This is a genomic window from Janibacter sp. Y6 (genome assembly GCF_040900765.1).
Taxonomy (GTDB): domain Bacteria; phylum Actinomycetota; class Actinomycetes; order Actinomycetales; family Dermatophilaceae; genus Marihabitans; species Marihabitans melonis.
The window spans coordinates 128,592-149,439 of sequence record NZ_JAKLYZ010000006.1 but is presented as its reverse complement, the minus strand read 5'-3'; the positions used below and the strand labels follow the sequence as shown (position 1 = coordinate 149,439).

20 protein-coding genes and 1 riboswitch are annotated in these 20,848 nt (G+C 74.2%); of the genes, 6 read left to right on the top strand and 14 right to left on the bottom strand.

What is annotated here, in order from left to right:
- Positions 1 to 105: riboswitch (TPP riboswitch) on the top strand.
- From L6241_RS14095 to L6241_RS14085, 3 genes are all read left to right on the top strand, one after another.
- Positions 98 to 1,219, top strand: coding sequence for a thiamine ABC transporter substrate binding subunit (locus tag L6241_RS14095; RefSeq protein WP_251720495.1), 1,122 nt, complete (start codon positions 98 to 100; stop codon positions 1,217 to 1,219). It overlaps the preceding riboswitch by 8 nt.
- The gene (locus L6241_RS14090) at positions 1,198 to 2,862 is read left to right on the top strand and encodes an ABC transporter permease (RefSeq protein WP_368246781.1); all 1,665 of its coding nucleotides are present in this window, start codon (positions 1,198 to 1,200) and stop codon (positions 2,860 to 2,862) included. Before L6241_RS14095 ends, L6241_RS14090 begins: the two co-directional genes overlap by 22 nt.
- Positions 2,862 to 3,527, top strand: coding sequence for an ABC transporter ATP-binding protein (locus L6241_RS14085; protein ID WP_368246780.1), 666 nt, complete (start codon positions 2,862 to 2,864; stop codon positions 3,525 to 3,527). Before L6241_RS14090 ends, L6241_RS14085 begins: the two co-directional genes overlap by 1 nt.
- Positions 3,528 to 3,637: 110 nt before the next feature.
- On the opposite strand, the gene L6241_RS14080 is transcribed toward L6241_RS14085, so the two are convergent.
- The 12 genes from L6241_RS14080 to L6241_RS14025 all read right to left on the bottom strand — a co-directional run bounded on the left by L6241_RS14080 (position 3,638) and on the right by L6241_RS14025 (position 15,175).
- The gene (locus tag L6241_RS14080) at positions 3,638 to 4,222 is read right to left on the bottom strand and encodes a hypothetical protein (protein ID WP_368246779.1); all 585 of its coding nucleotides are present in this window, start codon (positions 4,220 to 4,222) and stop codon (positions 3,638 to 3,640) included.
- Entirely contained in the window at positions 4,219 to 5,136 is a 918-nt protein-coding gene (locus L6241_RS14075; RefSeq protein WP_368246778.1) for a hypothetical protein, read from the bottom strand. Before L6241_RS14075 ends, L6241_RS14080 begins: the two co-directional genes overlap by 4 nt.
- A 23-nt stretch (positions 5,137 to 5,159) precedes the next feature.
- Complete coding sequence (locus L6241_RS14070) at positions 5,160 to 8,444, bottom strand: LysM peptidoglycan-binding domain-containing protein (RefSeq protein WP_368246777.1); 3,285 nt, start codon at positions 8,442 to 8,444, stop codon at positions 5,160 to 5,162.
- On the bottom strand, positions 8,441 to 8,893 hold the full coding sequence (locus tag L6241_RS14065) for a TadE/TadG family type IV pilus assembly protein (protein WP_251720490.1): 453 nt from the start codon (positions 8,891 to 8,893) through the stop codon (positions 8,441 to 8,443). The genes L6241_RS14070 and L6241_RS14065 overlap by 4 nt, the downstream gene beginning before the upstream one ends.
- Positions 8,894 to 8,896: 3 nt before the next feature.
- Positions 8,897 to 9,331 (bottom strand): TadE/TadG family type IV pilus assembly protein, encoded by a 435-nt coding sequence (locus L6241_RS14060; protein ID WP_251720489.1) that lies wholly within the window; start codon positions 9,329 to 9,331, stop codon positions 8,897 to 8,899.
- A complete protein-coding gene (locus tag L6241_RS14055) occupies positions 9,328 to 9,816 on the bottom strand; it encodes a TadE family protein (RefSeq protein WP_229300244.1) in 489 nt (162 codons plus the stop codon). Before L6241_RS14055 ends, L6241_RS14060 begins: the two co-directional genes overlap by 4 nt.
- Positions 9,813 to 10,025: a hypothetical protein gene (locus L6241_RS14050; protein WP_251720488.1), complete on the bottom strand. Its 213-nt coding sequence runs from the start codon at positions 10,023 to 10,025 to the stop codon at positions 9,813 to 9,815. Before L6241_RS14050 ends, L6241_RS14055 begins: the two co-directional genes overlap by 4 nt.
- Positions 10,026 to 10,149: 124 nt before the next feature.
- Positions 10,150 to 11,064 carry a type II secretion system F family protein gene (locus tag L6241_RS14045; protein WP_251720487.1) on the bottom strand — a complete coding sequence of 305 codons (915 nt, stop codon included), beginning with the start codon at positions 11,062 to 11,064 and terminating at the stop codon, positions 10,150 to 10,152.
- A complete protein-coding gene (locus L6241_RS14040) occupies positions 11,061 to 11,933 on the bottom strand; it encodes a type II secretion system F family protein (protein WP_368246776.1) in 873 nt (290 codons plus the stop codon). The genes L6241_RS14045 and L6241_RS14040 overlap by 4 nt, the downstream gene beginning before the upstream one ends.
- Positions 11,930 to 13,585 carry a CpaF family protein gene (locus L6241_RS14035; protein WP_368246775.1) on the bottom strand — a complete coding sequence of 552 codons (1,656 nt, stop codon included), beginning with the start codon at positions 13,583 to 13,585 and terminating at the stop codon, positions 11,930 to 11,932. The genes L6241_RS14040 and L6241_RS14035 overlap by 4 nt, the downstream gene beginning before the upstream one ends.
- Positions 13,578 to 14,375, bottom strand: a complete 798-nt coding sequence (locus L6241_RS14030) for a hypothetical protein (RefSeq protein ID WP_354588789.1) — start codon at positions 14,373 to 14,375, stop codon at positions 13,578 to 13,580. Before L6241_RS14030 ends, L6241_RS14035 begins: the two co-directional genes overlap by 8 nt.
- Positions 14,375 to 15,175, bottom strand: a complete 801-nt coding sequence (locus tag L6241_RS14025) for an SAF domain-containing protein (RefSeq protein ID WP_251720483.1) — start codon at positions 15,173 to 15,175, stop codon at positions 14,375 to 14,377. Before L6241_RS14025 ends, L6241_RS14030 begins: the two co-directional genes overlap by 1 nt.
- Before the next feature lie 173 nt (positions 15,176 to 15,348).
- Here L6241_RS14025 and L6241_RS14020 point away from each other — a divergent pair, with 173 nt between their 5' ends.
- Entirely contained in the window at positions 15,349 to 15,831 is a 483-nt protein-coding gene (locus L6241_RS14020) for a flavodoxin family protein (RefSeq protein WP_368246774.1), read from the top strand.
- A gap of 12 nt (positions 15,832 to 15,843) precedes the next feature.
- Here L6241_RS14020 and L6241_RS14015 read toward each other — a convergent pair whose 3' ends face one another.
- Together L6241_RS14015 and L6241_RS14010 are read right to left on the bottom strand one after the other, a co-directional pair.
- The gene (locus L6241_RS14015; protein WP_368246773.1) at positions 15,844 to 16,362 is read right to left on the bottom strand and encodes a hypothetical protein; all 519 of its coding nucleotides are present in this window, start codon (positions 16,360 to 16,362) and stop codon (positions 15,844 to 15,846) included.
- A gap of 12 nt (positions 16,363 to 16,374) precedes the next feature.
- The gene (locus tag L6241_RS14010; RefSeq protein ID WP_368246772.1) at positions 16,375 to 17,193 is read right to left on the bottom strand and encodes a hypothetical protein; all 819 of its coding nucleotides are present in this window, start codon (positions 17,191 to 17,193) and stop codon (positions 16,375 to 16,377) included.
- Between the two features lie 62 nt (positions 17,194 to 17,255).
- Between L6241_RS14010 and L6241_RS14005 the strand changes: the two genes are divergently transcribed.
- Both L6241_RS14005 and ppc read left to right on the top strand, forming a co-directional pair.
- Positions 17,256 to 18,020 (top strand): DUF1361 domain-containing protein, encoded by a 765-nt coding sequence (locus L6241_RS14005; RefSeq protein WP_368246771.1) that lies wholly within the window; start codon positions 17,256 to 17,258, stop codon positions 18,018 to 18,020.
- A 31-nt stretch (positions 18,021 to 18,051) separates the two neighbouring features.
- Entirely contained in the window at positions 18,052 to 20,760 is a 2,709-nt protein-coding gene (gene ppc, locus L6241_RS14000; RefSeq protein WP_368246770.1) for a phosphoenolpyruvate carboxylase, read from the top strand.
- Positions 20,761 to 20,848 lie beyond the last annotated feature (88 nt).

Genomic DNA, 20,848 nt, shown 5'->3' with positions numbered 1-20,848 from the left:
CCCGTACGACAGGGGAGCGCTGAGCAGCGCTGAGAGTGCGGGTAGCCGCAGACCCTCCGACCTGATCCGGTTCGCACCGGCGTAGGGAGTCACGAAGATGACCCGATCCACCCGTCCCGTCCGCCTGCTCGCGCTCGCCGCGACCGGCCTGAGCCTCGCCGCGTGCTCGTTGAGCTCCGGCACCGACAGCGGGAGCGGCGGCGAGAGCTCGTCCGCCGGCTCCGGCAGCAGCACCACCGTGGCCTCGAGGTCGTGCGAGCCCGGCAGCACCCTCACCGTCCTCGCGCACGAGAGCTTCTCGCTGCCCGAGGAGGTCACGGCAGACTTCGAGGAGGAGACGGGCTGCACGGTGGAGGTCGTCACGGCCGGCGACGCCGGCCAGGTGACGAACCGCCTCGTGCTCACCAAGGGCAGCCCCGTCGCCGACGTCGTCTTCGGCATCGACAACACCTTCGCCGGGCGGGCGGTGAGCGAGGGGGTCCTCGCGCCGTACTCGCCGCAGCTGCCCCCGGGCGCCGACCAGTACGCGCTCGAGGGCGAGGGCGCCGACGTGCTCACCCCCGTCGACTTCGGCGACGTGTGCGTCAACGTCGACGACGCGTGGTTCGCCGCGAAGAAGATGGACCCGCCGAAGACCCTCGACGACCTCACCGACCCCGCGTACCGCGACCTCTTCGTCACCCCGGGTGCGTCGAGCTCAAGCCCCGGTCTCGCCTTCCTCCTCGCGACCGTCGCGGCGAAGGGGGAGGACGGCTGGCAGGACTACTGGCGCGACCTCATGGACAACGGCGCGAAGGTCACCTCCGGGTGGTCCGACGCCTACGGCGTCGACTTCACCGCGGGCGAGGGCAAGGGTGACCGTCCGGTCGTCCTGTCCTACGCGAGCTCGCCGCCCTTCACCGTGCCCGAGGGCGGGACCAGGCCGACGACGTCGGCCCTGCTCGACACGTGCTTCCGCCAGGTCGAGTACGTCGGCGTCGTCGCCGGCACCGAGCAGCCGGGCGGTGCCCAGGCGCTCGTCGACCTCATGGTGGACCCGCAGGTGCAGTCCGGCATCCCCGAGTCGATGTACATGTACCCGGTCTCGGGCGAGGTCGAGCTCCCGCGCGACTGGGCCCGGTGGGCGAAGGTCGCGCCCGAGCCCTTCGAGGTCGAGCCCGCGACGATCGAGGAGAAGCGCTCGACGTGGGTGCGCGAGTGGACGGACCTCACCTCCTGAGACGCGCGGGGTCACCGGCCGCGGCCGCGGCACTGCTCGCGCTGCTGCCGCTGGCCTTCCTCGCGGTCTTCTTCGTGCTGCCGCTGCTCGGCATGCTCGGGCGCGGCTTCGTCACCGACGGGACGCTCGACCTCTCCGGGGTCGGTGACGTCCTCGGCCGGTCTCGCACGGCCCGGGTGCTCGCCTTCACCGCCGGCATCTCGACGCTCGCGACGGCGGTGACCCTCGCGATCGGCGTCCCGACGGCCTACGTCCTGCACCGGCTGCGGGTCCCCGGCGCGGGCCTGCTGCGTGCGCTCGTCGTCATGCCCTTCGTCATGCCGACGGTCGTCGTGGGCGTGCTGTGGCGCGGGCTGCTCGCCTCGTCCGGCCCGCTCGGCGTCCTCGGCCTCGACGGGTCCTGGGTGGCGATCCTGCTCGCGATGGTCTTCTTCAACGTCGCCGTCGTCGTGCGCACGGTCGGCGCCGCGTGGGACGGGCTCGACCCGCGCACCGCCCAGGCCGCCGCCGCCCTCGGCGCCTCGCCCGGGCACGTCCTGCGCACGGTGACGCTGCCCGCCCTTCGCCCCGCCGTCGTCTCGGCGGCGAGCGTCGTCTTCCTCTTCTGCTCCACGGCCTTCGGCGTCGTGCTCACCCTCGGCGGGCTGCGCTACGCGACGGTCGAGACCGAGATCTACCTGCTGACGACCTCGCTGCTCGACCTGCAGGGCGCGGCGGTGCTCAGCGTGCTGCAGCTCGTCGTCGTCGTCACCCTGCTCGTGCTCTCCGAGCGCACGCGCAGCCGCGCGCGGGGGGTGCGCCGTCGCTCCCGCGCGAGCGTCCCGCGCGTGCCGGTCGCCCGCCGCCACCTGCCCGCTCTCGTCGTCGCCGCCGTCGCCGTGCTCCTCGTCCTCGCCCCGCTCGTCGGCGGGGTCGTGCGCTCGCTGCGCCGGGGGTCGACGTGGACGCTCGCGAACTACGCCCAGCTGACCAGCGAGGTGCCCGGCACCGGTGCCTCGGCCTGGCACGCGCTCGGCACGTCGTGGCGGATCGCCGTCGACGCCGCGCTCCTCGCGCTCGTGCTCGGCCTGCTCGTGGCCCTCGCCGTGACGCGACGTCCGCGCTCGCGGCGGGGTCGCTCGGTGCTCGCAACCCTCGACGCGACCTTCATGCTGCCGCTCGGCGTCTCCGCGGTGACCATCGGCTTCGGCTTCCTCATCACCCTCGACCGCCCGCCGCTCGACCTGCGCTCGACGCCGCTGCTCGTGCCCGTCGCGCAGGCGATGGTCGCCCTGCCCCTCGTCGTGCGCACCATCGCGCCGGTGCTGCGGGACGTCGACCGCCGTCAGGGCGAGGCCGCGGCGACGCTCGGGGCGGGCCCCCTTCGCGCCTGGGCGACGGTCGAGCTGCCCGTGCTGTGGCGCCCGCTGCTCGCGGCCGTCGGCTTCGCGCTCGCGGTCTCGCTCGGCGAGTTCGGCGCGACCGCCTTCCTCGCCCGGCCCGACGAGCCGACCCTGCCGGTGCTCGTCTACACGCTCATGGGGCGGCCCGGCGCCGAGGCGCAGGGCGGCGCGATGGCCGCCGCCGTCCTCCTCGCCGCGGTCACCGTCGCCGTCATGGGCCTCGTCGAGCGGCTGCGGCTGTCGTCCGTGGGGGCCTTCTGATGAGCGAAGGGGGACCCGGCCTCACCCTCGACGGCGTCACCGTGCGCTTCGGCGCGCTGACCGCCGTCGACGACGTGAGCCTGCACCTGCCGACCGGGCAGGTCCTCGCCGTGCTCGGTCCCTCGGGCTGCGGCAAGTCGACGCTGCTGCGCGCCGTCGCCGGGCTCGAGCCGCTGGCCGCCGGGCAGGTGCGCTGGGACGGGGCGGACCTCGCGACGACGCCGACGCACCGGCGCGGCTTCGCGATGATGTTCCAGGACGGGCAGCTCTTCGGGCACCTGTCGGTGGCGCGCAACGTCGGGTACGGCCTGCGGCTGCAGGGTCTGCGTGGTGCCGAGCTCACCCGTGAGGTCGACCGGCTGCTCGAGCTCGTGGGTCTGTCGGGGCGCGGTGACGACGACCCGCTGACCCTCAGCGGCGGGCAGCAGCAGCGCGTGGCGCTGGCCCGCGCGCTGGGCGCCCGCCCCCGGCTGCTCCTGCTCGACGAGCCGTTGTCCGCGCTCGACCGCGAGCTGCGCGAGCGCCTCGCCGCCGACCTGCGCGAGGTGCTCGTCGAGACCGGTACGACGGGCGTGCTCGTCACCCACGACCACGCCGAGGCCGAGGTCGTCGCCGACGACGTCGTGCGGATGGCCGACGGCCGCCTCGTCCCCCCTTCGCCCTGACCGGTCGCCTCAGCTTTCCCGCCCAGGGCGGGAACATGCGACTTCGGGAAGGGAATGTTCTTGCCCGAGGTCGAGCTTTCCCGCCCTGGGCGGGAAAGTGCGAAGGGGGATCAGCAGCGTGTCTTGCTCTCCTTGAACCACGACAGCCGCCATCCGTCGCGGGAGGGCCAGGAGGTGTTGCGCACGGAGAAGGTCGCGCGGACGCTGCGCAGGGCGGGGTCCTTCACCGGTGCGCCCGAGGCGTCGACGGTCTTGAGCGCGGAGCGGTCGATGCACCCGGACAGACGCACCGTGGGCCACACGGTGATCTTCTTCGAGTCGTCGAAGGTGAGGTCGAGCGAGGTGACCGTGAGGTCGGTGATCTCGGTGCGGCCGGTCTGCGCCCGCTCGGCGAGGATCAGCCGGTTCGCCCGGGTCGACGCGACGGTCTTCGCTGAGCCCTCGGCGACCGCCTCGAGGGTGGCGCCGGTCGGGTCGGCGGACGGGTTGTCGAAGATGCCGTCGGCGCTCGCGAAGTAGCCGGTGACGACCCCCTTCGCCCGCTGCCGGGCGTCGTCCTCGGGCGAGATCTCCTCGACCGGGGCGCGGTCCACCCCGCCGGTTCGCACGACGAGCGGGGTGGGCTCCTGCGCGCAGCCGGCGAGCACGACGAGACCGGCCGCGGCGACGAGCGCGAGCGGACGTGACGTCCTCATGCCGCGTTGACCGTCTGCGACTCGAGGACGCGGATGACGGCGGACCGCTCGAACTCCAGCTGTTGGCTGTCGTAGCCCAGCGCGTCGACCCACTCGACGTTCCAGTACGTGCGGATCGTCACGCGGTAGTAGCCGGGCTCCTTGTACCGGTGCCCGCACGTCGGGGAGTCGCGCAGCTTGAAGGAGGGGAAGTACTCGGTGCCCTTCTTGCAGCGCACGGTCGTGCCGTCGCCCATGTCCCACGTCGTGTGGGTGGTCCCGGCGGTGACGTAGTAGGGGGTGCCGGGCTCGCGCACCGTGACGGGCGGGTCGGCGTAGGTGTAGAGGTACTGGCCGGCGGCCCACATCCACACCGGCATGCCGACGACGCCGGCGCTGCCCTCGGCGTAGCGCCGCGCGCTGGGCGCCAGGCCGATGGGGAAGGCGACGAAGCGCATGTTGAGCACGGTCTGCGCGGCGCTCGAGGGGTTCCACCCCTCGATCTGCGGCGGGTTCTCGTACCAGTACGTCCCGATGGTCACACCGACGCTGTTGACGCAGTCGTAGAGACGACCGGTCGTGTGCCCCTCCCACTCGGGGCGGGAGTAGTCGACCTCGTCGTTGTTCTCGCCGAGGTAGCACTGGCGCTCGTTGTTCCACGGGCCGTTGATGCTGAAGCAGCTGATCGCGTCGTACGCCGGAGGGCCGCGGTGGCACAGCGGACGCTTCTTGCCGCCCCCCTTGCCGTCCCCGCCACCGGGGTCGCCGAGCACGAGCCGGCAGCCCGCCTGCAGCCCGAGCTTGCGGCAGATCTCGGCCTGGCTGCTCGGGGCGACCGCGAGGGCGGTGATGAGCAGCAGGGCCGTCGCGCACAGCACGGACAGCGCGCGCGACGAACGGCGGCGGGCGCGGTCGAGACGGCGGGTCCGGGGCATGGGGCGGTGCTCCTTCGGTGAGGTCATCCGACGCCTCGCACGGCATGGGTGCGCTCGAGCTGGTCGACCTGCTCGAGCAGCCGGCGCGACCCGGTGTCGAGGTCGGCGTCGTCGGTGCCGCCGAGCTCGCGCAGACCGGCGACCGCGCCCTCGAGCAGCTCGTCGTCGAGCTCGTGGGCGGCGAGGACCTGCAGGCGCCACAGCGGCTCGGCATGCGGCTCGACGGTGAGCCCGACGACGGTCGCGTCGTAGGCGGCGCTCACCCGGCCCTCGAGCAGACGGCGTCGGGCGAGCTCGGCCGCGGCCTCGCAGATGGCCTCGATCATCGTCGATCGCAGCGGTGCCGCCCAGAGGTAGTGGCGCGGTCGCGACCCGACGAAGGGGCGCCCGCGCACGAGGCCGAGGGCCTGCTCGAGATCGGTGGTCTGGGCCGAGCGGGTCTCGCCGGGCAGCAGACGCTGCCAGATGTCCCAGTCGGAGGGCAGTGCGGCAGCGGCGGCACGGCCCGACTCCGGTGCCCCGGTGAGGTCGTGGGCACCGCGCTGCGGAGCGAGATCGCCGATCCAGTCGCCGAGCGCGGCGAGGGCGCCGAGCCGGGCGCGGGCGTGGTCGTGCCCGCTGCGGTTGGGCCACATCGCGTCGTCGAGCTCGGCGTCGCTCGCGCCGGGGTGGAGGTGGAGGTAGGCCGCCAGCTCGGTGAGCCGCGCGCGGTGCACCTCGCGCACCTCGGGCCCGTGGTCGATGTCGACGGGGCCGAGGAGTCGCAGGACGGGCCCAGCCACCTGCGCGGCGAGGTCGGCGTCGCGCAGCGGGAAGTCGACGACCGGCGGCAGCGGCACCCCGGGGGTCGGCGTGACCTGGTTGCTCAGCCAGCGGGGAGTGCTCGCCGTCGCGGTCCACGAGCTGTCGGTCGCCCGCCGCACCGTCTCGACGAGAGCGGCGGTGTCCTCCTCGGCATACCGCCCTGAGGTCGCGACGACCGGGGTGTTCCAGCGAAGGGGGACCCGTCGCGCCGCGGTGATCTCGTCGACGTGACGACGGGTGGGCTGGTCGTCCTCGCTGCTGACGACGACCCGGCCGTCGTCGTCGAGGACGACGCCGGGCGAGCCCATCGCGGCCGCGGCAGCGCCGACGGTGGCCAGCGTCGGCTCCTGCGCCGGTGCCCAGTAGTCGTCGGACTGCACGGCGAGCTGGAAGAGCTCGACGACGGCGGCGACCGCGGCGTCGTCGGCACGCTGGGCACGCAGCTGCAGCTGGCTGGGGGCGAGGACCGCGGCGTCGGGGTCGGCGCCCATCGACAGCGACCACAGACCGTCGACGGGGGTCTCGCTCGTGTGCACGAGGGCGATGCGCGGCGAGCTGGCTGCCGCCCGCACGAGACGGTCGCGGTCGGCCGCGCTCGGCTCGCCGCTCACGAGCACGACCTCACGCGCCGTCGTCTCGGCGGTGACGCCCGCGGCGACGAAGTAGCCGGTCGCGTCGGGCACGTGCCGCAGGCGGGGAGAGCCGATGGCGTCGACGAGCGCGGGGTCGCCGCCGACGACGGTGATCGTCGTCCAGTCGGCCCACGCGCTGCCGGCGAGGTCGAGGGCGAGGGCGGCGACGACCGCGCGGGTCGTGCGCTGCTCGCCGACGACGGCGAGGGTCTGCGCGTGCGCGAGGTCGACGAGCACGTGCGCGTCCTCGGCGTCGGTCCCGAGGGAGACGAGCGCCGGGTAGGGCGGGGGCACCTCGGCGAGGGCGAGGGCGTCGAGCCCGCGGGCGCGCTCCGCCGCCAGGGTCCACACCCGGGGGTCGGCGGTCGACGTCCACGGCGCGGGGAGCGCGAGCGGGCCGTCGAGCTGCACGTCGACGTGGTCCCGCGTCAGGCGCACCGACTGCAGGCCGGGCAGCGTGACGTCCTGGGCAGCGGCGGCCCGGGCGAGATCGCGCAGGGCGAGGTCGACCGTGTCGCGGGAGTGACCCTCCGCCGCCAGACGCAGGGTGCGCTCGAGCGGCGTCGTCTCGCTCGTCCGACGCCCGGCTCGCAGGCCCCGTCGGCGGGCCGCGCCGAGCAGCCCGAGCAGGCCGACGGCGGTGAGCCCGCCGATGCCGACGGCCGTGCCGGCCCAGCCGTCGTCGGGGTCGGCGACGAGGACCGGGTCCGCGGTCTCGGAGGACTCGCCGGTCGCCGGGGTGTCAGCCGCGGTCTGCCCGACCGTCGTCGCGGCGTCGCCCGCGGTGACCGCGGACCCGGCACCGGCGGCGGTCTCGGCGCCCAGGTCATCCGGCACGTCGGCGGCCGAGTCGTCGTCGGTCGGGCCGTCGTCGGTGGTGGGGGAGGACGGCGCGGTCGTGGACGGCGAGGTCTCGGCCGACCCGCCCGTGCCGGGGGATGTGGTCCCGCCGTCGGACCCCGTGCCGCCGGGGACGGAGAGCTGCCAGCCGGGCTTGATGAGGTCGGGGTCGGTGAGCCGCTCGCCGCCGGGCTGCTCGAGGTCCGAGGAGGCCTGGGCGATCTCGCCGTACCGCGAGCCGTCGCCGAGCTCGTCCTCGGCGATCTCCCACAGGGTGTCGCCGGGCTGGACGGTCACCTCGTGACCGGCGTCGTCGGCGGAGGGCGCGGGCGTCTCGTCGGGGACCTGGAGCTCGGCGCCGGGGGTGATCCAGTGCGAGGAGATGCCGGGGTTGAGCTCGAGGATCTCGTCGTACCGGGCGCCGTCGCCGAGGTGCTGCTCGGCGATCGACCACAGCGTCTCGCCCTGCGCGACCGTGTGCGTCCGGGTGGCGACCTCCGGTGCGGACTCGACGGAGCTCGCGGCGTCGTCGGCCGCACCGATGCCGGTCTCGGCGGTCGTGCTCGCGACCGCCGCCGCCCCGCCCGCCTGGTCGGCGACGACGCTCGCCGTCGCGCTGGCCGTGGCGGCGCTCGCCGCACCACCGCCCGGGGACGCGCTCGCGCTGCCGGCCAGGCTCGTCACGGCCGGAGCGGCGATGAAGAGCAGGGCGGCCGTCGCGACGAGGCTGCGGGCCATGCCCTGCGGCAGGGACAGGCCCGGCAGGTCGGGCGCCTGCGCGCCGGCAAGCCGGGCGACGACCTCGACGACGATGCACAGTGCGAAGAAGAGCCAGGCCAGCCAGGCCGCGTAGGTGAAGATCGTGCGGAAGACGGTGCCGTCGGCCGGCTGGCGCACGGCGTCCCAGATCTCGCCGACCTGCGGGGTCGACGAGGGCACAGGACTCGCCCCGATCGCGAGCAGCAGCCACGGGACGCCGCCGAGGATCGCGAGGATCCCGACGAGCGCGAGCAGACCCCGCAGTCGTCTCATCGCCGGTACTCCTCGCCGTCGAGGTCGGTCTGGGCCAGGGTGGCCGTCGACTCGCCCTCGACCGTCCACGGTCCCAGGCCGATTGCGCCGAGGAAGACCGGTTCGTAGGTCGCGCGGGTCCGCACGGTGATCTCGCGGCCACCCGGGTCGAGGACGACCGAGTCGACCTCGAGGCCCTGCGCGACGACGTAGTCGCGCGCGGCCTGGGTCGAGCGGTTGTCGAGCACGACGCGGTCGCCCTGGATCGCGTCGCCGGCCTCGAGCTGCTGGCCGGCCGCCCGTGCTGCCTCGTCGGCGACGAGATCGGCCCGCTGCGTCGCCCGGACCTGACCGCCGCCGTCGACGACGAGCCCGAGGAGCGGGATGACGGCCAGGGTCGCGCTGATGAAGTAGGCCGAGAGCGACCCGCGGTCGTCGCGGACGCGCCGGCGAAGGGGGAGACGGGCCACGGCTCAGCGCTCCCGGTAGACGTCGAGCGGGCTCGTCGCCGAGCCCTCGAGCGTCACGTCGCCCAGGCCCGGGATCTCGACCCCGGAGATGTCGACCTGGCAGCTGACGGTCACGGCGACCTCCGCCGGGGTGCCGGGGTCGGTGCGGAAGGCCGCGAGGTCGACCGTCACGGCCGGGGTCCCGCGGCACTGGAGGTCCTGCTCGGCGAGGTACTCGTCGGCCGCGCGCTGCGCGTTGGTCGTCGCGGCGTCCTCGCCGCGGCTGAGCGTGGCCGAGCGTGCCGCCTCGGAGGCGGCGTTGCCGATCGCCTGCTTGGCGATGGCGACCCGTCCGCCGATGATGAGCATCGCGAGGATCAGCACGAAGGCCGGGCCGAGGATGACGAGCTCGATCGAGGTCGACCCCCGCTCGTCGCGCAGCCGTGCACGCCGGGTCACGGGCCCGCACCGCCGATCGGCAGCGGCTCTGCCGGGTCCTCGGGTCCCCCTTCGCCGACCCCGTCGGGGTTGACCGGGTTGCGGGGGGCCGAGAAGTCCTCGAGCGGGCGGGTCGAGGACTGGGTGACCTTCGGGTCCCAGCCGGGGATGACCGACAGGGTCGTGCCCGTGACGGTCACCGTCACCGCGTCGTCGGTGCGCTCGACGCTCACCTCCGGCGAGCCGAGGATGCCGTCGCCACCGGCTCGCCCGGCGAAGGACATCGCCGCCTCCTGGCCGAGGCTGTCGCTCGACCCCTTCGCCGCCGCGTCGCGGGCACCCTCCTGCGCGGAGGCCATGGCCACCCCGCGGGCGTGGTAGTAGATAGCGCCCTGGACGGTGACGAAGAGCAGCGTGAGGGCAAGGGGGAAGAGGATCACCATCTCGATGGAGACCGACCCCCGCTCGCGCGCCCGGCGGGCGCGCCCCCCCTGCCCGCGCGTCACTTGATCTCGTTGGCCTTGTCGGTCACGAAGCCGCGCACGGCGACGACGACGAGAGTGGCGATCGAGATAGCCGCGACCGCCCAGAGGACCTGCTCGATGGTCACCGAGCCGCGGTCCTCTCGCGCCCGCCGCAGGACGTCGACCTGGTCGGTGGTGTGGTCCGTGGCCCGCAGGCCGAGGATCTGGAGGGTGGTGATCAGCGCGATCATGGCTGCTCCTGCTCTGAGGTTCGAGGGCATGCAGGGGCGACAGACCGAACCCCCGGCACGACGAGGGTAACGGGGTGCGACCCTGCGGTGGAACGGGGAAGAGTCCCCGTCGTCGGTGGTCTCATCACGACCCCACGATCCGCAGCAGCGCGGGGGTGACGAGGATGGCCATGAAGATCAGGCCGAGGGTGGACATCGGGATCGAGAGCCGCTCGCCGGTGGCATTCGCCTCTGCGAGAGCCGAGTTGAGCTCGGCGGTGCGCATGCTCTGGCTGCGGGCGCGCAGCGTCGTGTAGACCTGGGCCCCCTCCTCGCCGGAGAGCCGCATGATGTCGGCGAGGTCGGCGAGCTCAGGCAGCCCGAGGTCGTCGGAGAGCTTGCGCAGCGCGTCCCACGGGGGCTGGCCGGACCAGCGCGAGCGGGCCAGCTCCTCGCCGATGCGGCGGAAGACCCACGCGTCGCCGATGCCCGCTGCGATCTCCATCGCCTGCCGAGGGCCGGACCCGGCGTTGCGCTCCAGCGCGACGAGGTCGATGTAGGAGGCGAGCGCCCGGCCGAACTCCGTGCGCGCCTTCGCGGCGTCGTCGCGCACGTTGTAGTCGGGCAGGAAGAACATCAGGCTGCCCAGGAGCAGCGCGCCCATGATCGCGAAGAAGACCGGGACGGCGAGCCCGACGGCGGCGAAGAGGATCATCAGCGCGAAGGGGATGACCAGCCCGACGACGGCGAAGAGCACCTTCTCGCCGAAGAAGCGGTGCACGGGGATGCGCAGGATGGCCAGCTCCTTGGTCGGCACCGCGCCGAGCGCGTCGAGCGGCAGCGTGCGCATGGCCCAGCGGCCGAGCGTGTCCTTCGCATCGGCGTCCGTGCCCGCGCGCTGCGTGCGGTCCTCCTCGGCGAGCGAGCGCTCCGGCGAGAGCCGGTCCAGCGCGGAGGAGAGGTCGACCTGGGCGGGTCGAACGCGCCACAGCAGCATCGACAGCCCGAGCCCGACGAGGGCGCCGGCGAGGAGCATGAGGGGCAGGTCGCCGGTGGTCATGCGTCGGCCTCCTCGGCCACGGCCGTGCCGATGAAGCGGGGCAGCTCCTTGCCCTTGGCCATCTGCTTCATCCACACGAGGGCGGCGACGTACAGGCTGAGCAGGAAGCCCAGGGCGATCTGCCCGACTCCGCTCTTGTACGGCTCGACGTACTCGTTGGTGAGGAAGAGGACGCCGAGGACGACCATCGTGATGATCGTGACCCAGCGGGCCGTCGCGCGGGGCTTGGCGCGGTCGGCCTCGATCATCCGGCGGGCCCGCACGTCCTCGGCGACCGACATCGCCACCGACTCGAGGACGCTGGCCAGGCCCGCACCGCGACGCTGGGCGCCGAGCAGGAGGTTGGCGGCGAGGAGGTCGCCGGTGGAGTCGTCGAGGTCGTCGGCGAAGGCGCGCAGCGCGTCGCCCGTGGGCCAGCGGGCACGCAGCCGGGCGGCGAGCAGGCGGACCTCCGGCTGGATGGCCTTGGGCGCGCTGCGCAGGGTCGCGATGATGGCCTGCTCGAGACCGACGCCGACGGTGAGGACACCGGCGAGCGAGCGGGTCCACTCCTCCATCGCCTCGAGCCGCTCGATGCGCTGGCCCGCGTTGCCCGACCCGAGCAGCCAGGGCAGGCCGAGGACGAGGGCCGGCAGGATGACCATGGCGATGACCCAGCCGGTGAGCAGGGCGACGACGAGCCCGAGCACGACCGAGGCGACGGCGAGCTGCTGGGTGCGCCTGGGCAGTCGCCCCCACCGCGAGTCGTCCCGCGCGCGGGCGACAGCCGGCTGCGTGACCCGGACCGGGGTCTTGCGCACGCCGAGGACGAAGGTCACGACCGCCAGCGCGAAGATCGCGCCGACGAGCAGCGACCAGAGCCAGATCACGCCGAGCTCCGGGCGAAGTAGTCGGCGATGTCGAAGCCGTAGCGCTCGAGCTCGCGGTAGTCGTCGGGGAGCACGCCCGGCACGGGCGGGCCGCCGTTCGGGTTGGGCTGGTAGACGTGCGTCGTCGCCGCCCCGTCCTCGCCGGGCTGCACGACGACGATCTCGCTGATGTAGCGCTCGCGGCGGGACTCGCCGTCGGGCGAGGACTGGGTGTCGAGGTGCAGCTGGACGATGACGTTGATGTGCTCGGCGATGGCACGCTGCGCGTAGGCCTCGGTGACGTGCGAGCCGGCCTCCATCGCGCAGGTGATGAGCTTGCGGATCGCGCCCACGGCGTTGGCGGAGTGGGTCGTGCTGATCGAGCCCGAGCCCGACTGCATCGCCTTGATCATCGCGAGCACCTCGCGCCCGCGGACCTCTCCGACGATCTGGCGAGAGAGGTTGAAGCGGAAGGAGTCGTAGAGCAGGTCGTCGAGCGGGATCTCGCCGGCCTGGCGCCCGTCGGGGCCGACCTCGCCGGAGCCGGGCCGCGCCTCCCACGCGACGATCCGCCGGTGCTTCTCCGGCAGCTCGTGCAGGTGCAGCTCGTACTCGGTCTCGAAGGTGCCGATCCGCTCCCACGGGTCGAGCTCGGCGCACAGCGCACGGACCATCGTCGTCTTGCCCGCGCCCTGAGGGCCGGCGACGACGATGCTCTTCTTCGCCCGGACCGCGGCGCGCAGGAAGGACACGGCCGTCATGTCGAGCATCCCGCGCTGCGCGAGCTCCTCGAGGGTGATCTCGCGCAGCCGGTGGCGCCGGATGACGAGCGAGGGTCGCGGGGTGACCCACGCGGTCGCGGCGAGACGGGCACCGCCGTCGAGCCGCATGTGCAGCCGCGGCTGGGCCTCGGAGAAGGGCCGGGCGTTGACCTCGGAGCGGCTGGCGAGGAAGACGAGGAAGTCGATGAGCTCCTGGTCGGTCTCGGCGACGGGTGGGCCCGGCCGCAGCGTGCCGTCGGTGTACTCGAGCATCACCTGGTCGCACCCGGTGATCTCGATGTTCTCGACGCGCTCGTCGTCGACGAGGGGCTGCAGCCGGCCGAGCCCGAAGAGCGCGTTGAAGACGGCTTCGGCGACCCGCTCCTGTTCGTCGAGCGACCACGCACGCCGACCGGTGGCGAGGTGCTCGGCGGCGGTGGTCTGCAGCAGCTCCAGGATGATCGCCCGGCCGAGCTCACGCTGCTGGGCGGTGGTGAGGTTGCTCCGGTCGTGCAGGGCGCCGGTGAGCATCTCCGAGGCCTGGGTGCGCAGGTCGGCGACCTGGGTCCAGTCGATGTCGCTGCCGTGGACGGCCTCGGCGGGCAGGGACCCGCCCTGGACCCGGCTCACGGCCGGCAGGGCGGGCGACGAAGGGGGCAGCGGCGCGGCGTCCGGTGCGAAGGTGCCCGACGGCGGGGGGCCGACCTCGGGCAGGGGTGCGCTGCCGGCGTCGCCCGGCACCGACGGCACGGCCGGTCGAGGGGCGGCGGTGTGGCGGGCGTACGGCGAGGAGGTGCCCGCACCCGCGGCGAGCCGGGCGGAGACGTCGGCGTCCTGCGGTACCGGCTCGTCGAGGTCGCCCCCGGCGAAGAGCGGCAGCGAGGTGGGGTCGGTCGGTCCGTGCTCAGACATTGCTGTCGGCCTTCCGCTGGACGGAGCTGAGGCGCTGCCGGTTCGTCGCGATGACGCCCTGCGCCGAGCTCACGGCGGCGGCGAGGCTGCGCTGGAAGGCGCCCGAGGCGTACTTCTTGCCCGGCTGTGCCCCCGTCGACAGCACGAGCGCGTCCTCGGGCGCCCAGGCGATCTCGGCGACGACCGGCAGCCCGAGGACCTTACGGATCTCACGGGCGCTGTAGGGGCGGCCTGAGCCGACGACGACGAGACCCAGGCTCTCCTCCGAGCCGGTGCTCAGCAGCTGCTCGCGCACCGCCTTCGCCCAGGAGCGGGCGCCGGCGACGGCCGGCAGGTCGGAGCGCACGACGAGCAGGGAGAGGTCGGCGGAGCGCACGAGCGGCTGGGCGGAGTGGGCCACGCCGATGCGGCCGGCGTCGACGACGACGTCCGTGCCCCGCTGCTCCATCCCGCGCAGCACCCCGGTGAGCGGCTCCCAGAGGTTGACGAGCGACGCGGCCTGCTGGTGCGAGCGGATGCCCGGGACGAAGGAGACGGGTGAGCCGGGGATCTCCATGGCCACGGTGGCGATCGCGGCGTTGAGGTTGCCGACCCGGTTGGCGACGGCGAGCTCGACGAGCCCGCGGTCGTGCGCCGCCTGGCCCTGGAGGTAGCCGGCGAGGACGGCGGGGGAGCCGGTCGCGTCGGCGTCGACGAGGTAGACGGGGCGCTGCCAGGCCAGGGCCAGGCCGAGCGCCGTCGTCGTCACGCCGGGCGCGCCCGCGGCGGAGAAGAGGGTGATGACCGCCATCAGCTGCTCGACCCGCTGGGCGTGGGGGAGCCGCCGGAGGAGCTCGAGCCGCTCGGGGACGTCGACCCCGCCGGAACGTCCGCCGGCGCCCCGCCGACGGGGAAGCCGTCGGTCTTGGCGTTGAGGTCCTGCTCGGCCCGGTCGCGGGTGTTGAGCACGAGCGAGACGTTGCCCGTGCCCGACGCCGCGGCCACCCGGGGGGCGTCCTCCGCGCGCACGAGGATGTCGACGATCATCCCGCGGGCGTCGGTGGCGGGACGGGTGCTCTTCACGTAGCCGAGGTACTCGTCGGGGTTGGCCGCGGGGTCCTCGTCGAGGGAGTAGACGACGCGCACCTGGTCGCCGTTGCGCAGGATGTCGCTCGGCATGCGTCCCGGCTCGAGGTAGAGACCGACGACCGAGGTGTCGGCGGGCACGTCGAGCTCCTCGGTCACCGCGTCCTGGGTGACGATCGAGCCCGGGGCGAGGTCGTACTGCGCGTACAGCCCCTCGAGCTTGCGCGCGTCGGACCAGGCGAGCGGCCGGACCGCGCTGTCGTAGCTGACGTTGGCCATGACGAGGTCGTCGGCGGTGATCTGCTCGCCGCGCGACACCCCTTCGCGCACCGCGACGACCTCGTTGGTGCCCGCGATCTCGGTGAGGAGGTAGGCCGCGAGGAGCGCACCGACCGCGGTGAGGATGACCGAGACGGCGATGAGCATGGGGCGCCGGCGCAGCTTGGGCGGGGCCGCGGCGACGTCGCCGTCACGCCGGGTCGACCGCGTCTGCTCGGGCGGGATCTGCTCGGTCGGGATGCTCATGCTCGCGGGCTCCTGAGGGCGGGGTCGGGTGGGGGAGCCTCGCAGCCCCCTGCTCCAGCGCGCTCAGGCTATGCGACGGGGAGGGTCCCCGGTACCCGCGCAACCGTTGGGTTTCGGCGATGTCGGCCGTCCGCGACGACGGGCTCGGCCCGCCTCGCTGGCAGCATGACCGCATGGCCACGTTGCTCGTCGTGCACCACTCGCCCACGTCGTCGATGCGCGCCCTGCTCGACGCAGCGCTCGCAGGCGGCGGCGACGACGAGATCGAGGGGGTCGACGTCGTCGTCTGCGACGCGCTCGAGGCGACGGCGCAGGACGTGCTCGACGCCGACGGCTACGTGCTCGGCACGACGGCGAACTTCGGCTACATGTCGGGGGCGCTCAAGCACTTCTTCGACAGCACCTTCCTCGCCGTCGGCGGCGCTCTCGACGCGGACGGCCAGGGCGCGGTGGGGACGCCGCGGCGCACCCCCTTCGGGCTCTACGTGCACGGGCGCTACGACACGACGGGCGCGGTCCGCTCGGTCCACGGCATCGTCGGGGCGCTCGGCTGGACGCAGGCGTCGGCGGACGTCGAGGTGCTCGGCGACGTCGACGACGACGCCCGGGCGCGGGTGCGCGAGCTCGCCGCGACGATCGCGGCGCTGCTGGGCTGAGCCCGGTCGGCCTCAGCCGTGACGCGGGACGTGCCGGGTGTGCCGGGCCGTGTAGCGACGGTTGACGAGGTGCTGGGCGAGGAGCAGCCCGCCGACGAGGAGCGCGTAGCCGGCGAGGGCGACCCAGCCGCCGATCAGCCCGACGACGGCGCCGAGCAGGACGATCGCGGAGACGACGACGGCGAGGGCGACCTGGTTGCGGCGCACCGCGTCGAGCGACTCGGCGCTCGCGTGGCGGTGGCGGGTCGCGGGGGAGGCCACGGGGGACGGAGCCGGTGCAGCGGCGGGGGCGGGCGGGGCCGCTGTGGGGGCAGCGGGTGCCGTCGTGGGTGCCTGCGAGACCGGGGCGGTCGTGGCGCCGGCGGGCAGCTCGACGGGGACGACGACGTGGTGGCCCAGGGCCAGGCGCGGGATGACCGCGGTCTCGACGTCGTCGGTGTCGACGTCGAACCAGGCGGCGAGCATCTCGGCCTCGAGGACGCCGTAGTCGTTCGCGGAGGTCTCGGGTCGGGTGGTGGCGCGCTCGGTCATGCCTGCGATTGTCTACTGCCGCCGGGCTGCTCGGGCGCAGGCACGCCGCAGCCGGGTCGCCTCGTTGGTGAGCCGCTCGCGCTGCGTCGACTGCGTGCGCAGCCACTCGCGTGCCTGGGCCACCGCCTCCCGGGCTCGGGCGAGCGCCTCCTCTGCCTCGGCGAGCTGCGAGGTCGCCAGGTCGACCTCGGCCTCGACGGTCTGCAGCCGCAGCTCGGTCTCGCGCAGCTCGGCCGCCTCCGGCGCCTCCGGGGGCTCCTCCGTCTGCTCCGCCTCGGTGGTCTCGTCCCCCTCGCCCCGCCCGGCGCCGGCCGCGCCCCCGGGCAGGACCCGCAGCCGGGCTCGCGCGGCGACCGCGTCGTCGAGGTCGACCTCGCCGAAGCCGGAGTAGCGCAGGGCCCGCACGAGCATCCCCGACGCCAGCGCCGCCTGGCTCGTCTCGTCGGCCAGGGCGGCGACGACGGTGGCGGCGACCTCGTCCTCGCCCGCGGGCGAGAGCTGCCGGTCCTCCCCCTTCGCGACCTCCCGGGTCGCCGCGACGACCCGTCGCACGAGGGCGTCCCGCTCGGGGCGCGCGTCGCGCAGGGCGGCCGCATCCCCTTCGCCCTGGGCCGAGCGCATCCGCTCGCCGAGCTCGCCGATCTCGGCGAGCAGCTCGGGGGAGCGGCGGGCGAGGAGGTTGAGCAGCCACGCGGTGACCGTCGGCTTGCGCAGGGCCTTGATCTCGCGGCCCAGGTCCCCGCCGGCCTCCTTGGCCAGGCGGGTGCGCACCGCGACGAAGTCGCCGAGCCCGGCCCCGTAGAGCTCGCCCACCGCCTCGTCGAGGTCCATGCGCCGATCCTGCCAGCACGCTCCCACCTCGCGCCCAGGCCACGCCCCTAGGCTGGCGCCGCATGAGCGGCCTGACGTCCACCCCTGCGCGCACCCGCCCGGCGACCCGATGGGTGGCCGTGGCCACGACGCTGCTCGTCCTCGGCTCGCTCGCCGGCTGCGGGCTCGTCGCGCTGCGGGCCGACCGGGTCGGCGAGGGCAGCGGTCTCGTCTTCGGCTTCCTCGCGTGGAATCTCTTCCTCGCCTGGGTGCCGTACGTGCTCGCCCTGCTCATCGGGACCCTCGACCGCGACGGTCGGCCGGGCTGGTTGCTCCTGGGCGTCGGCGTGGTGTGGCTCGCCTTCCTGCCCAACGCGCCGTACATCCTCACCGACTTCATCCACCTCGGCGCGGTGGCCGGGGTGCCGCTGTGGTTCGACGCGGCGCTCATCGCCAGCTTCGCGGGGACCGGTCTGGCCCTCGGCCTCGTCTCGCTCGTCCTCGTGCACCGGGTCGCGGCGCGTCGTCTGGGGCCGGCCGCGGGCTGGGTCGGCGCGGTCCTCGTGCTGGCGCTGAGCGCCGTCGGCGTCTACCTCGGCCGCTTCCCGCGCTTCAACTCCTGGGACGTCGTCACCAACCCCGGCGGGCTCGTCTCGGTCGTGCTGAGCCGCGCCTCGGACCCCCTGGGCAACCCCTTCCTCCTGCAGTTCGTCCTCGGTCTCTCGGGCGTCCTGCTCGTCAGCTACGTCCTCACGTGGCTGCTCGCGGCGGGCCTGCTCGGCCCGGCGCGCCGCACCGCCGTCCCGCCCTCGCGGACGCCGGCGCGCGGCCCCCTTCGCGCTGACTAGCGTGGTCGGCACCGACCGAAGGGAGATCGACATGGGTGCGCTCACCACCGAGGACCCCACGACGGGCACCGCGGTGCCGGAGGACGCGCTGCGTCGCGACATCCGGCTCGTCACCTCGCTGCTGGGTCAGACGCTCGTGCGGGCCGAGGGGCAGGAGCTGCTCGACCTCGTCGAGGAGGTGCGTGCGCACTCGAAGGAGGGCTCGCTCGCCCAGCTGCCGACCATCGACCTCGACCTCACGACGAAGGTGGCCCGCGCCTTCACCGCGTACTTCCACCTCGCCAACGTCACCGAGCAGGTGCACCGCGGACGGGCGCTCGTCGAGCAGTGCGCCCGGGAGGGCGGCTGGATCGCCCAGGCGGTCGAGCGCATCCGCGCGGCGGGGATCGACGGCGAGCGGCTCGGCGAGGAGGCGGCGCGCGTGTGCGTGCGCCCCGTCCTCACCGCGCACCCCACGGAGGTGACCCGACGCTCGACGCTCGACAAGCTGCGCCGCATCGCCGCGCTCCTCGACGAGCCCGACAGCACGCGACGCACGCGACGTCTCGCCGAGAGCATCGACCTGCTGTGGGCGACCGACGAGATCCGGGTAAAGGCCCCCGAGCCGACCGACGAGGCCCGCAACGGCATCTACTACCTCGAAGGTCTCTCGCGGGCCGCCGTGCCCGACGTCGTCGAGGAGCTGCGCGACGAGCTCGGCGAGGCCGGGGCGGGGCTCTCGCTCGACGCCGTGCCGCTGCGCTTCGGCACGTGGATGGGTGGCGACCGCGACGGCAACCCCAACGTCACGCCCGAGGTGACCCGTGAGGTGCTCGGCCTGCAGGCGGTGCACGGCATCGGCCTGCTGCGGGACCGCGTCGACGTGCTGCGGCGCGACCTGTCGGTGAGCGACCACCTCTCGACGACGTCGGACGAGCTCGACGAGCGCCTGGCGACGATGCTCGACCAGCTGCCGCAGATCGAGCTGCGCTACCGCCGGCTCAACGCCCAGGAGCCCTACCGGCTCTACCTCACCGCGGTCGGCGTGCGCCTCTGGCTCACGCAGGAGCGGGTGCGCCGGGGCGAGGCGCACGTGCCGGGCCAGGACTACGCCGACGACGTCGAGCTGCTCGACGACCTGCTCGTCCTGCACCGCTCCGTGAGCGAGCACCAGGGCGAGCTCGTCGCCGCGGGCGAGCTCGAGCGCCTCGTGCGCACGGTGCGCTCGACCGGTCTGACCCTCGCCGCGCTCGACGTGCGCGAGCACTCGGCGAAGCACCACGACGCCGTCGGGCAGCTGCTCGACCTCACCGGCGACCTCGACGAGCCGTACGCGGCGCTCGACCAGCCCGGCAGGATGCGGGTGCTCGGGGCCGAGCTCGCAGGCCGGCGGCCGCTGGCCCGTCGTCCGCTGCCCCTCGAGGGCAACGCGGTGACGACGGCGCGGGCCTTCGACGCGGTCGTGTGGGCGCTCGACTCCTTCGGTGCGCGCACGGTCGAGAGCTACATCATCTCGATGACGCGGCACGCCGACGACGTGCTCGCCGCGGTCGTCCTCGGCCGCGAGGCCGGTCTCGTCGACATCCAGGCCGGGGTGGCCCGGGTGGGCTTCGTGCCGCTGCTCGAGACCGTCGAGGAGCTCGGCAAGGCCGAGGAGATCATCACCGCGCTGCTGTCCGAGCCGTCCTACCGCGAGGTCGTGCGCCTGCGCGGCGACGTCCAGGAGGTCATGCTCGGCTACTCGGACTCGAACAAGTCGGGCGGCATCGCCGCCTCGCAGTGGCAGATCCAGCGTGCGCAGCGGGTCATCACCGATCTCGGCGCCCGCTTCGGGGTGCGGATGACCTTCTTCCACGGCCGCGGAGGCTCCGTCGGGCGCGGGGGTGGCCCGACGTACGACGCGATCCTCGCGCTGCCCGCGGGCACCGTCGCCGGCGAGGTGAAGATCACCGAGCAGGGCGAGGTCATCTCCGACAAGTACGCGCTGCCCGTCCTCGCCCGGCAGAACCTCGAGCTGATGATCGCCGCGACGCTCGAGGCGAGCGTGCTGCACCGCGAGCACCGGCGCAGCGCCGACGAGACCGAGCGCTGGGACGCGCTCATGGACCGGGTGGCCGGGGCGGCGCAGGAGCGCTACCTCGAGCTCACCGAGCGCGAGGGCCTCGCGGGGTACTTCCTCTCGGCGACGCCGGTCGACCTGCTCGGGCAGCTGCGGATCGGGTCTCGTCCCTCGCGCCGGCCCGGGGCGGACGCGGGGCTGGACGACCTGCGCGCGATCCCGTGGGTCTTCGGGTGGACCCAGAGCCGGCAGATCGTCCCGGGCTGGTACGGCGTGGGCTCGGGCCTGGCAGCGGCCGGCGAGGACCTCGAGACCCTGCGCGAGATGTACCAGAGCTGGCCCTTCTTCCGCTCCTTCCTCGACAACGTCGCGATGACGCTGGCCAAGACCGACCTCGGCATCGCCCGGCAGTACGTCGCCGCGCTCGCGCCCGACGGCGAGGGCACGCTCGACGACATCGCCGCCGAGCTCGACCGCACGGTCGCCGAGGTCTTGCGGGTCACCGGCGACGCGGCGCTGCTGGACCGGGAGCCGACGCTGCGCACGACGCTCGAGATCCGCGAGCACTACCTCCAGCCGCTGCACCACCTGCAGGTCGACCTGCTGCGGCGTCAGCGCGACGGCGAGGACGACCCGCGCCTGGGTCGCGCGCTCCTGCACACGGTCTCCGGCATCGCCGCGGGGATGCGCAACACGGGGTGACCTCGGCCCCGAGGTGACCGGGCGAGGGGCGAAGGGGGGCTCGTCCCCCCTTCGCCGCCGGCCTGGTCGTCGTCGGGGCCAGGCCCTA